This window comes from Bartonella sp. MU70NMGDW (genome assembly GCF_042194085.1).
Lineage (GTDB): Bacteria > Pseudomonadota > Alphaproteobacteria > Rhizobiales > Rhizobiaceae > Bartonella > Bartonella grahamii.
This window is the reverse complement of sequence record NZ_JBHIMK010000059.1, coordinates 1-11,936: the sequence shown is the minus strand read 5'-3', so window position 1 is coordinate 11,936 and position 11,936 is coordinate 1. Positions and strand designations below refer to the sequence as shown.

Below are 11,936 nucleotides of genomic sequence, written 5' to 3'. Positions count from 1 at the left end.
TGGGCGTTTAAGCAAGACACTTAATGTTTCTGAAAAGGGACGTGCCGTTTCTTTTTATAGTAAGCTTTCTTATTTGCGTAGTTTTGAAGATAAGCAATTTGTTTCTTTTAAAAATGATTTCCAGTTAGGTGATTTTGGTTCTTCTTTAGAAGCGGGGCTTGGTTTTAATGCGCGTCTTTCTTCAAAACTTTCTCTTTATGGAGATATAACTTATCAGCATAAATTTAAGAAAGTTGGTTTTTCTGGAGCGAGTTTCTCAGCTGGTTTGCGCCATCTTTTTTGACAGAGTATGGTATGTCCTTTTATAAAAAGGCAGTAGAAAATGCTGCCTTTTACTTTATTAAAATCTTCTCTTATTTTTTAGAGAGGAAGATGGGTTTTATGCGCAATTGCTTCTGGAGGATTGTGCGGCTATCTTAGCTGTGATGGTTGTTGTTGTTTTCTTAAACAGAGATGTTGATAATACCACACTCACCATTTTCGCTACCAAAGGCAAGGTTGTGCCCTGTCTGATCCCAGTTGAGCGCTGAAATGGCGCTTTTTCCATAGCCTTTTAGAAGAACTTCTTTTCCATCGTGAAAATGTGCACACAAAATCATTCCATCATTGAAGCCTATTGCTGCAATTTCTTTGCTTGGATGGCATGCAACGGTGCTGACAAGTGCATTTGCTCGTGTGCCCAGTTCTAATGGTGTTTTTCCCATGGGGCCATCTTTTGTATGAAAGGGCCAGACAATGGCTGCTGATGCACCGGATGTTGCTAACCATTTTCCCTTCGCACTCCAAGACCAGCTTTTGACTTTGCTTGGGTAGCCACTCATGCGGAGATGCTGATTATCAGTGAGACGCCAGCCATGGAGGGCGTTTTCTTGCATGGTAGAAATGACATAGCGGTTGTCTGGTGAGAAGGTGACACCAAAGTGTGCTCCTTTCCAGACCAATGTGGTGGGAGATGTTTGCGTTGATAACCAATGAAGAGTAACTCCATTGTAATGGGCAACGGCAAGTCGTAAACCTTTTGGGGCAAAAGCGAGGCCTTCTACACTGCGTTCATGTGTGAGCTCTTGTCTTTCTTTTCCAACATGCACAAATGCGAAACGTGAGGAGGAAAAAGCAAAAACTTTCCGTGGTCCAAATGCAACATTGCTTATCCATTTGCCTTCCTGTTTGCCCAGTACTTTTGTATGACCATCTACTGTTGTTTGACAGACCTTTCCGTCTTCTCCACCTGTAATGATAGCTGTGTTATCATGGGAAAAATGGCTAGAAATTATTCCTTGGTGAACTTCAATGTTTTGTGGGATTGGGTTTAAAAAAACAATGAAACCTTCGACCGAGACAAAAGCTGGTTTATTATCAATAAAACCGCAGGAAAGACAATAATTTTGTAAATTGTAATTGGTAATGCTTGGCATTTTTACTCGCTTATGCACAATTTTCAAAACCGGTTTTTAGTTTTTCGGCATCAAGGGTACGGCCAATAAAAACAAGTCGACTTTCACGTTTTTCATCTTCACCCCATGGACGTTGGTGCTGTCCTTCAAGGATCATGTGTATGCCTTGAATGACATAACGATCATCGTCTCCTTGAAATGCGATAATGCCTTTTAAACGCAAAATATCAGGACCTTGTTGTTGCGTGATCTGTTGAATCCATGGGAAAAATTTTTCTGGTTGAAGGGCACCTGTTTTTAAACTTACAGAGGTTATTGTAATATCATGAATGGTGGATTTGTGGTGATGTACATGATCATGATTACAATCGGGACCACAGACATGGTTTGCGTGCTGATGGTCAAGAAAATGGGGATCATTATCTAAAGTGCGTTGGAGATCAAAGGAACCTCGATCGAGGAGTTTATCAAGAGGGATGTTAGCGCGCTCTGTTGCGTAAATTATGGCTCTGGGATTAATTGCAAGAATGAGCGATTGCGCGTGTGCACGTTCTTCTTCGCTGACAAGATCAATTTTATTTAAGAGAACAATATCAGAGAAAGCAATTTGTTCTTCAACTTCACGACTTTTTTTCAGTTGAGAGGGCAAATGCTTTGCATCAACGACCGCGATAACACTGTCGAGAGCTGTTTTTTCATGGACCGTATCATCCATGAAAAAGGTCTGTGCTACGGGAACGGGATCTGCAAGTCCTGTCGTTTCTATAATGATCGCATCAAATCGATGAGAACGTTGCATCAGACTTTCCAGAATGCGAATAAGATCACCACGCACAGTGCAGCAAACACAGCCATTATTCATTTCATAAATTTCTTCATCTGATTCAATGATCAGGTCATTATCAATACCAATTTCACCAAATTCATTGACAATGACGGCATAACGTTTGCCATGATTTTCACTGAGAATGCGGTTGAGAAGGGTAGTTTTTCCTGCACCAAGATAGCCTGTGAGAACCGTAACGGGAAGTTTTTTGGGGTGTGTTGTTTCCATGGAGAGACCTTTTATTGTTCTTTATTGCCATGTATTTATTTTAAATCGATTGATATCATCAAGTAAACCACGAAGCCCACAAAGAACATGAGAGAAAATTGCTTCACCGGCTTGCGGTGTTGCTTTGCTTGCGTTTCCTGCTGCACCTTGCGTATTTAGATCTCGCATTGTCCACCCAAAGGCATGAGGACCATAAGCGCGTAAATACTGATAGTTGGCAATCATATCAGCTTGCTTATTATAAAAATTTTCTGCTTTCTCCATATGCACTTTTTCGGGTGCTAAATAGAGCATGAGAGAGGTTTCGATAAATCCTCCATGGATATCAAGATGCTGTTGAGACGGTGCCATTAAACCTTGCGGTAGGCCAAAACGACTCCAACTTGTTGCTACCGCAAGCATTGAAAAACGCCTCCGTAATTCGGTGATAACAATGCTCATTAAGGGTGAGTTGCCTCCATGGGCATTGAGAAGAAGAAAACGCTTTATTCCTTTGCGATAGCAGTTTTCACCAATGCTTATCCATCGCTCAATAGCATCAGAAAAGGTAAGGGTTTGTGTGCCTGTAACATCCATATGTTCTATAGAATAGCCAATCTTTTCAACCGGTAAAAGTGCTATATGAAATTGCTCTTTTGTTTGTAAAGTGAGGGCTTTTGCAAAAGCTTCAGCAATGATCCAGTCGGTTTCGAAGGGAAGGTGCTCTCCGTGATATTCGTGTGCGCCCAAAGGTAAAAGAGCGAGAAAAGGCGTGTCAGATACCATAAATTATTGCCCAAAAGAGAAGTTAACACAGAAAAAATGATCAAAAGTGCTGTCACTATTTAATCTATCTATAAGAGAAACGCAAATAGGCGTCTTTTTACATCACATATGGATGCTATAAAAATGAGAGCTTTGTCAAACAATAGTGAAGATTTTATTGAGCAAAGCCAACTCAAATTTTTTGTAATATGAGGCGAGCTTTCTAAAGATAGCTATCTTTGGTAAGATTTTCTGATGCATATTCTCATTTTTAATAAGTAAATATTCATACAGGTTAAATACTTCACATCATGTAATGAAAAATAATTTTTTCATTGTTTATTGAAAGCGCAATTTTTTCTGTAAGTTGCATATTCTTCTTTTTACTATGGAGCGAGGATAACAAAACTATTTCTATTTTTGCAATAGTACAGACTTTGGTTGCAATCAGGAGTTCTAAATTCTTAATTCAAGTATCTGTATAGTACAAAAGAATAGAAATTTTTTTGATTGATTTTACTTTGGATAGTGTCTTAACAGACTTTAGTGTTCATGAGAAAAAATGAATATAAAGGGAAAAATTCACGTAAGATGAACTTGAATCTCAGAGAGCTCGATGAGTTTATAAGATGATTCAAGAAGAAATACCGTTGGATACATGATAAACAGAACGCTATTGTGTTGCACATTGATACGCTTGTTTTAAAGAAACCTTTCTCAAGGTATCCAAGCCTATTTTGTGATACTGTTCGTGAATGGTATAATGGTAAATCCTCATAATATAAAATCTATTGCACTTCACTATCTTTACATTTTTAAATTAAAAAGGGGCTCCACCATTCACTTTTCCAGTTTTCAATACTGTGTTAACCGCGCTTGATATTTAAAATATCTCATAAGTGATATTTTCCTTTCTTCAAGTGTGTTTACACACACACATCGTTTTCTTTTGTGCTTTGAAAGCGAAGAATATTGATTAATTCAATATAAACAGCGTTAAAATTAAGAGAATCCTATAATAGTCAGCTCTCTCATTCAACATGCAAAACAATAAATTATTATTATAGATGAGTATTCTGCTATTAAAATGATCGGTTGGTAAATTTATCATTTAATATCATTTTTCTTTCAAGCATTTGATCAATTATTTATTTTGTACAAATTGCAGACAGTTATGTGAATATTGCCAAAAATTTATTTCAAAGAGAATTTTTTTATTAATACAGAGTAAATATAAATAAGGCTGTGCTCTACAATATTGAAGCAAAATATGGAATAAAATTTATGAAAATTAAGAAAGAAAATTGTTTTTCAGTATTTTGGGGGATCATCTCATTTTTTATAACTCTCTTTTTATTTAATTTTAGGTAGTTTGTTGGTGCTCTATTGTTGCTTATAATGTTTTTGTAAATCTGATAGATTTACTTATTTTATGCGTTTGTTTTGTTAGGTTTGAATGTCAATATTTTGAGTTTTTATGCTGTATGAGATAAAGGGGCTGAATTACCTTTTGAAGATGCTATGCGCTATTTTTCTTTATATATCAGTAAAAGTTGAGAATTATTTTATTAACGTCTTTTCTATTTGAAAATAGAGATCTTAATTTCTTTTTACATTTTATAAATTTTTTATAGAAAAATAATACAATATTTTAATGTTTATTTATTATGATATATTTGTTTTATATAGAGTTTTTTATTCGCTATCAATTTTATTTTCAAGTTTATTGATGATCGATATAATAAAAATCCATTAATTACTATTTCATTTGTATATTTATTTAAAATAATAGATGATAATTATCATTATAATAACGGTTTTTAATTTTATATTTCTTTAAAATTTAATTACATTTTAAATTATTTATAAAAGTTCTATTATATAAATTTTCAAATGAATTTATTTTTTTAATCTTTATTATAATAAGCAATTTGACAAATTTTTATTATTTTGAAGTAGATAAATAACAATGACAATATCTTACTGTTAAGATATTAGTTATTATATTGTAAAATGAATAAATTATTTTTATCATTTGCTGTTTTATGTCTTTACATGTAATACACAATGTGTTATATAATATAATTACATATAATTTTTGGTTTTTATATATGTGAATATTCTTTCATTTTTTCAGTGAAGAAAAGAGGAGCAAAGAAAGCTATGTTTAAAATATTTAAAAATCGTGTATGTTCATTTACTTTTACACTATTTATTCTCTTTTTTGTACAAACTATAGAGGGAAATGCAAGTTTTGTAAAAAATCAATTTCAAGAGAGAATGGCAGTTACTATTTCTACACTAGAAAAAGATGTAGCTATTAAAGCTGTGGATAGAGCTGTTATTCAAGGCGTTGAGGAACAAGATGGCATTGCTTTGGGGAAAGCTGAAAAAACTGCTGCCTTTTCAGGTGCAGCCTGTTGGGGGGGAATAGGTATTTTATCACTTCTTGCTTCTTTATGTGTTGGGGATGTATTAGGTGCTGTTATATCTCTTTGGGGAATATTCACTACACTTTAGTAAAAAGATCATCGACAAAGTCTATGATCTTTTTGTTCGCCTCATGATTTTGAAAAATAAATATTTGAAATTATTTATACTGTATTGGATAAAAAATTACTATTCTTAATACTAAATATAGTTTTATTAACATTATTAAAGTTCAAGATCCTACATTTATGTTTTTTTACAAAATAGAGTAACCTGATTTCTTACAGTTTATGTTTATTCTCTAGTAATAAGGTTAGTATACTCATTATCTTTATCAGCTTTTTAATATTGTCTATCTTCTCTCATATGAAGATTATTCATCAAAGGCATATTTTATCCTTTTTAAATTTTTTTATTTTTTATAAGAGAACAAAATAAAAAGATCCCTGTATTCATAGCTCTTATGCAATAAGAAAAATGATAAATTATTATTTCAAATTTGTTTATGTTAAATCCATCAAAAGTATTTTTTACGTATCACAAGTTGCGTTCGTGTATGGATAAAATTATTAAAAAAAGAGTAAAAATTCTTCTTATGAATCATCTCTAAGGTTCAAGGGCTGTCGTAATATTGACCAAATAAATGATGATGCTGGTTTGTATTTTTATAGAGTAAAGATAGTGATACACAATGAATCTTATGCCATATCATGGGGTGGTTTATATTGTAGCATTTACGCGCCATATTGTGAGAGGGAAGTGGTGATATGCATCGTTAAAAAATGCCTTTATTAAAACACAAACACTTGTGTTTGCGATACAAGTGCATTCTGGGTTGTTCTGTTGTGTGAGGCAAAGATACTGTTAAGTGAGGTAATTAAGGAGTGTTTATAGCTTAGCGGAAGAAGGGCAATGAAGTAAAAGGTCTTGTTTAGCACGAAGACGTGCAATCCATTGATCTTCACGAATAGCAGTATTATGTAGTGTAATGAGTTCGTTTTTTTTAATTTCAGCTGTTACTGTTGCTTTTTCTAAAAGACCACAAGGAATGGCGTGGTGAGCGCGTGCTTCTGCGATGTTCATTATCCAAGCGCGATAAGTATAAAGACCGATAAAGTCTAGCTGATCACCTGGATATAAATCTTTTTTAGCAACAGCACAGACTTCTACTACGGGATGGCTAAAAGGAGCCATATCTTTTTTGCCATAAAGCATAACGCGTGCGCAGGTGAGGGGAACTTCCATTGCTGTTAAATGATAGGGACGGTGAAAGGTGAAATAAGGCCCCTGACCAATTTTTAAATCTTCCATACGTTCGCGTAAACGTGGGTGCGCTATTTCTGCAATGACAAAGACACCTGGAGAAACACCTTGGCCTGTTGAATAATCTACAATACCATATCGCTGCAAAATGCCTCCATCTTGTTTTGGGATAAGCACTTTGTTTAGATCTTGCAGCGCCGCTTGTGGTCCATGCATTCCTGGGCAATCGGGGAGAAGTCCAGTGGCATTGGCAATTGCTGCCATTTCAACCATCGTTTTGGAACCATCAATAAATTCAACCAACATGCGCACATTCATATTACGCCGGAATGCTTCTTCTTCGTAAGCATCAGGTGTAGCATCAAAGCGCAGAGGATTATTTTTTCCTTTACCTGCTGCAACAACCTTATGTCCAAGGGCTGAAACAAATTCTATGAGTTCCATACAAGAAGTTGGTTCATCTCCGGCACCAAGTGTATAAATGAGCCCTCGTTTCTCTGCTTCATGTTTGAGATAAGCGCCAATTGTAACATCTGCTTCAACATTCATCATGACAAGATGTTTGTTATTTTCAAGCGCTTTGATACCAATTTCTGCTCCTGCTTCGGGATAGCCTGTTGCATCAACGATAATATCAATTTGTTCATGACGTAAAACAAGGTTAATATCATCTGTTGCTGCAATCAAATTTTTTTCAATGCTTTGCGTGAGAGCATAAGTATTTTCAACTTCACAGGCATGTCCATCCTCGCCATAGGCTATTGTAGCGGCATCAAAAATACGTGACGGCGTCCTAGTGGCTACTGCAGCGACTGTTATACCATCCATATGCGCGATACTTGATAATAAATCTGTGCCCATTTCACCACAACCAATCAGTCCAATACGGATGGGGGGATGCTTTTCTGCACGTTGTTTTAAATCATGCGCTAAACCTGTTAGGTTCACATTGCTTGCCATTCTTTTTTCCCATTTGAAAACTATTCTGCTAAAGAATTTTTCTCATTCATAAGGTGCATTTGTTTTTAAGACAATTAATCTTTTATTCTTGATGCTCTAATCAATGGATTTTATAAAAGCAAGAGGGGTGGTTGTTTTTATCAAGTAAAATAGGAATAGCGTTATGCAGCAAAAAATAGCAATACAAGATGTTACCAGTTTTATTGGGAAAGAAGTGGGATTATCGGGGTGGCGTCTTGTTACACAGGATATGATTAATCAGTTTGCATGCGCTACAGATGATCATCAATGGATACACGTTGATGAGGAAAAGGCTAAAAAGACACCTTTTGGAGGCACAATTGCTCATGGGTTTTTAACATTATCGCTTTTATCTACGCTCGCTTATGAGGCTCTTCCAGAGTTGGAGGGAAGCACAATGGGGATTAATTATGGTTTCGATAAAGTACGCTTCATGAGTCCTGTGAAAACAGGGGTACGGGTACGTGCGCGTTTTGTGTTAGATGATGCAGAAATTCGCCCTTCTGGTCGAGTGGTTTTCCATTATGGGGTTACGGTAGAAATTGAACAGTTAAAAAAACCAGCTCTTACGGCTCAATGGCTTATTGTGGCAGTGATGGGGGAAAAATCTTCCAATATCTAGATTAGTTTGAGTACTTTATTTTATAAAATTTTTGTACAATTCTATTAGAAGTTTCTTCAATGATAATATTGAGAATAATCTATAGGGTGATAGATATCCTGGAGCTATCATAGCGTTGATAGCCATAGTAGATTGCTATCTTTCCTAGATCGTTTTGAAGAGGAGTTTCCTAGTGAAGATAGTGCATTGCTTCACGCTTTTGTTTATAGCATTCTTTAATGGTATCACAGCTCTCACATAAAACAGAATGTTTCAAATGGAATATACTTGCGTTGCTAATTCACGGGCTTATTTTAAAGAAACATCTCTCAACGCTCGTCACACCCATTTCGCAATGGCGCCTGTGAATAGTATAACGGTAAAGCCATTGAGCATCCCTATATCTTTATGCTTGTGAAGAAGAAAACCGGTACTATCATATTATATGCTAGCACCCAATGTTAAGACAGGTCTTGGTGCTTGAGATAATTCATAAGAGGCACGCCTTCCTTTCTTGTATAGTTTTTACTCACACGGCTCTTCCCGCTTGTAACATGCAAGCGAGAGGTTTTGATTGATTCGATATGGAACAAATTTTGAATGAGAGAATCTTACGGTATTCAGAATTCTCATTCAATATGAATAACGTCATATTATCACTATAAATTCAATATGTTATCTAAGGTTGGGAAAGGTCGTGACCAATGTCTTAATTTGACATGATAATTTATCATTTTTATGTTAAGAGAGAGTCTCACATACTGTGAGATCTCTCATTTTATTCCCTTTTATGTTCAATCCGTTAAAACTATTTTCTTTCATGTTACAAACGGATGGGGAGAGATAAAAACTGTTTAAGAAAAAAGTTTCTAATCTCTTATGAGCGTTTTCGATAGGCAAGGGTTGTTGCACTTGGAAAGTGGCAAAGAGGATGATGGTACTGGTATGTGAAATTCTAAGTCTTTTAATGTTTTGTTTTATCAAGTTTTTGTACGATTTTATCAGAAGTCCATTGGGTTATAATATTGAGCATGATCAAAAGAATGATGACAATGGTCATGATGAAGGTATTATAGCGTTGATAGCCATAGCGGATTGCCATATCCCCTAAACCGCCTCCACCAAGATATCCAGCAAGTGAGGTGGCTCCTATGAGAGAAATGACCATGACTGTAAAACCTGTAATCAGGCTAGGGAGAGCTTCAGGAATAAGAACATGTCTGATAATTTGAAGACGGCTTGCGCCCATAGAGCGGATCGCTTCAATGAGACCGTTTTCAACGGTTTTAAAAGAGAGTTCCGCCATGCGTGCATAAAAAGGGATAGCTGAAATGGTCAGTATAAAAATTACAGCAGGCATTCCTATCCCTCTTCCTACAACGATACGCGTAACGGGAAGAAGATAAAATGCAAGAATAATAAAGGGAATGGCACGAATACTGTCAATGATGATGCTTAAAGGGCGATTGATGAGAGATGAGGAAAAAATCCCCCCACGTGCTGTTGTGTGAAGAAGAAGACCAAGGGGAAGTCCTATAATAAATGCCATAAAAGAAGCACTAAGTGTCATCAATATTGTATCAATAACAGCTTGGGGAAGTTCATGAGACAAAACATTAAACATAACCTAACACCTCGCAATATCGTCCTTTTTCTGTTAACCATTGAACGGCTTTTTTTAAAGCTTCTTTATCTTGAGCAGGAAGAGCAAGGAAGAGGCGCCCGATGGTTTCGCCTTGGACTGTATCAATGCCACCATGGAGAATACGTGCTCTTAAACCACTCTCATTTTCTAGAAGATGAAGAAAAGGTTGTTGGGCGATTTCGCCGGCAATATTGATTTCAATGACAGCTTCTCGCCCGATTGGTTTGAGATTTTTCGCAAATTTTTCAGGAAGTTGCGGGGTGACAAGCTTGAGCATGGCTATGGTTGTATCGTCTTGCGGTGATGTAAAGATGTCTTTCACACGTCCTTCTTCTACGATGTTCCCCTGATTAAGAACAACAACGCGATGCGCTATGGTGCGCACAACTTCCATTTCATGGGTGATGAGCACAATCGTGAGATTGAGGTGTTTATTAATATCAGCAAGGAGCTCTAGAATAGATTGTGTTGTTTCAGGGTCAAGAGCAGAGGTGGCTTCATCTGATAACAATATTTTAGGATTAGCAGCGAGCGCACGAGCAATGCCAACGCGTTGTTTTTGTCCCCCTGACAATTGTGCCGGATAACAATATTCCTTTCCATATAACCCAACCAATTCAATCAGTTCAAGGGCACGTTTGTGGCGTTGTTTTTTACTTACACCACTTAATTTAAGCGGCAATGCAATGTTATCAAGAATATTTTGCGATGAGAGAAGGTTGAAATGTTGAAAAATCATCCCAATTCGTTGACGGTAAGGCGCCCACTCTATCTCTGATAGATTTGAAATATCAACACCTTCAAAAAAAATGGACCCTGCATCAATCTTCTCTAACCCATTTAAACAGCGGATAAGTGTTGATTTTCCTGCTCCACTGCGCCCAATAACCCCAAGGATTTCACCAGCATGGATATTTAAAGAGAGATTATTAATTACCGGAACACCAGCCGTTTTGTTAAAACAACGGCTGATGTTTTTTAAGGAGATAAGAGTAGGTTTTTCCATTCACAATTACTCGGATATTTGGCACAATTACCAAGAAGTTTGGGCGGTTTTGCCAAAAATCTCTTTTATTTTTGCACGGATGAGATCGTTGTTGTAAGCGGCAACTAATTTTTTAACCCATGGCTCATCTTTTTCGCTCGTGCGTACAACGATGATATTATCATAAGGATTATTTTTTGCACTCTCCCATGCGACGACATCTTTTTCGAAGTTTAATCCGGAAACAATAGCCCAGTTTGTGTTTATAATTGCAAGATCAAAATCGTCAATAGCTCGCCCTAACATACCAGCATCGAGCTCACGAATTTGCAGGTTTTTAGGATTTTCGATAATATCAAGTGGAGATGCAAGAATATTATGAGGATCTTTTAACTTAATGAGACCTAAAGAATTGAGAAGAAGTAAGGCTCTTCCACCATTAGACGGGTCGTTCGGAATACCAACATGTGCACCATCACGTAGATCTTTTAAGTCTTTGATTTTGTGCGAATAAACACCAATTGGAGCAATAAAAGTATAGCCAACAATTGAAAGTTTATAGCCACGTTGTTTCATTTGTTCATTAAGATAAGGGGCGTGCTGAAAAGCATTCGCATCGATCTCTCCTGCGTTAACAGCGTCATTAGGCAAAGCGTAATCAGAAAAATAAACGAGTTCAATATCTAAACCGGATTTTTTAGCCTGCTCAGCAGCAGTTTTCCAAATAATCGCATCCCGCCCTTCCATAATACCAAGTTTGATTTTTGATTTGTCTGTAGCCATGACGCAAGCAGTAGATAAAAAAAGTGCAAAGAGAGAGAGGAATAATCCTATAATCT

10 protein-coding genes are annotated in these 11,936 nt (G+C 36.4%); 3 read left to right on the top strand and 7 right to left on the bottom strand.

The window, feature by feature from the left end; translation table 11 throughout:
- The coding region (locus ACFIKE_RS06465; protein ID WP_375648743.1) for an autotransporter outer membrane beta-barrel domain-containing protein at window positions 1-283 on the top strand (283 nt) is incomplete at its 5' end.
- A 160-nt stretch (window positions 284-443) separates the two neighbouring features.
- Here the strand turns inward: ACFIKE_RS06465 and ACFIKE_RS06460 are convergent.
- The 3 genes from ACFIKE_RS06460 to ACFIKE_RS06450 are packed head-to-tail and all read right to left on the bottom strand — an operon-like array spanning window position 444 to window position 3,213.
- Window positions 444-1,415, bottom strand: a complete 972-nt coding sequence (locus tag ACFIKE_RS06460; RefSeq protein ID WP_375648741.1) for a WD40 repeat domain-containing protein — start codon at window positions 1,413-1,415, stop codon at window positions 444-446.
- A 10-nt stretch (window positions 1,416-1,425) separates the two neighbouring features.
- The gene (locus ACFIKE_RS06455) at window positions 1,426-2,448 is read right to left on the bottom strand and encodes a CobW family GTP-binding protein (RefSeq protein ID WP_375648739.1); all 1,023 of its coding nucleotides are present in this window, start codon (window positions 2,446-2,448) and stop codon (window positions 1,426-1,428) included.
- A gap of 21 nt (window positions 2,449-2,469) precedes the next feature.
- Window positions 2,470-3,213, bottom strand: a complete 744-nt coding sequence (locus ACFIKE_RS06450; protein ID WP_375626651.1) for a creatininase family protein — start codon at window positions 3,211-3,213, stop codon at window positions 2,470-2,472.
- A 2,142-nt stretch (window positions 3,214-5,355) separates the two neighbouring features.
- On the opposite strand from ACFIKE_RS06450, the gene ACFIKE_RS06445 reads away from it, so the two are divergent.
- Entirely contained in the window at window positions 5,356-5,712 is a 357-nt protein-coding gene (locus ACFIKE_RS06445; RefSeq protein WP_375627322.1) for a hypothetical protein, read from the top strand.
- 798 nt (window positions 5,713-6,510) lie between these two features.
- Here ACFIKE_RS06445 and ACFIKE_RS06440 read toward each other — a convergent pair.
- Complete coding sequence (locus tag ACFIKE_RS06440; RefSeq protein WP_375626655.1) at window positions 6,511-7,845, bottom strand: NAD(P)H-dependent oxidoreductase; 1,335 nt, start codon at window positions 7,843-7,845, stop codon at window positions 6,511-6,513.
- Window positions 7,846-8,008: 163 nt separating this feature from the next.
- Between ACFIKE_RS06440 and ACFIKE_RS06435 the strand changes: the two genes are divergently transcribed.
- Window positions 8,009-8,488, top strand: coding sequence for a MaoC family dehydratase (locus ACFIKE_RS06435; RefSeq protein ID WP_273723586.1), 480 nt, complete (start codon window positions 8,009-8,011; stop codon window positions 8,486-8,488).
- A gap of 943 nt (window positions 8,489-9,431) precedes the next feature.
- Here the strand turns inward: ACFIKE_RS06435 and ACFIKE_RS06430 are convergent.
- The 3 genes from ACFIKE_RS06430 to ACFIKE_RS06420 are packed head-to-tail and all read right to left on the bottom strand — an operon-like array spanning window position 9,432 to window position 11,934.
- Complete coding sequence (locus ACFIKE_RS06430) at window positions 9,432-10,091, bottom strand: methionine ABC transporter permease (RefSeq protein WP_375626657.1); 660 nt, start codon at window positions 10,089-10,091, stop codon at window positions 9,432-9,434.
- Window positions 10,084-11,118, bottom strand: coding sequence for a methionine ABC transporter ATP-binding protein (locus ACFIKE_RS06425; RefSeq protein ID WP_375626659.1), 1,035 nt, complete (start codon window positions 11,116-11,118; stop codon window positions 10,084-10,086). The genes ACFIKE_RS06430 and ACFIKE_RS06425 overlap by 8 nt, the downstream gene beginning before the upstream one ends.
- Before the next feature lie 27 nt (window positions 11,119-11,145).
- Window positions 11,146-11,934: a MetQ/NlpA family ABC transporter substrate-binding protein gene (locus ACFIKE_RS06420; RefSeq protein ID WP_375648736.1), complete on the bottom strand. Its 789-nt coding sequence runs from the start codon at window positions 11,932-11,934 to the stop codon at window positions 11,146-11,148.
- Window positions 11,935-11,936: the final 2 nt, after the last annotated feature.

Excerpts from the sequence above, each read along its gene's own strand:
- ACFIKE_RS06430 (WP_375626657.1), bottom strand. The coding sequence starts at position 10,091 with ATGTTTAATGTTTTGTCTCATGAACTTCCCCAAGCTGTTATTGATACA.
- ACFIKE_RS06445 (WP_375627322.1), top strand. The coding sequence starts at position 5,356 with ATGTTTAAAATATTTAAAAATCGTGTATGTTCATTTACTTTTACACTA.
- ACFIKE_RS06450 (WP_375626651.1), bottom strand. The coding sequence starts at position 3,213 with ATGGTATCTGACACGCCTTTTCTCGCTCTTTTACCTTTGGGCGCACAC.
- ACFIKE_RS06455 (WP_375648739.1), bottom strand. The coding sequence starts at position 2,448 with ATGGAAACAACACACCCCAAAAAACTTCCCGTTACGGTTCTCACAGGC.
- ACFIKE_RS06440 (WP_375626655.1), bottom strand. The coding sequence starts at position 7,845 with ATGGCAAGCAATGTGAACCTAACAGGTTTAGCGCATGATTTAAAACAA.
- ACFIKE_RS06435 (WP_273723586.1), top strand. The coding sequence starts at position 8,009 with ATGCAGCAAAAAATAGCAATACAAGATGTTACCAGTTTTATTGGGAAA.
- ACFIKE_RS06460 (WP_375648741.1), bottom strand. The coding sequence starts at position 1,415 with ATGCCAAGCATTACCAATTACAATTTACAAAATTATTGTCTTTCCTGC.
- ACFIKE_RS06425 (WP_375626659.1), bottom strand. The coding sequence starts at position 11,118 with ATGGAAAAACCTACTCTTATCTCCTTAAAAAACATCAGCCGTTGTTTT.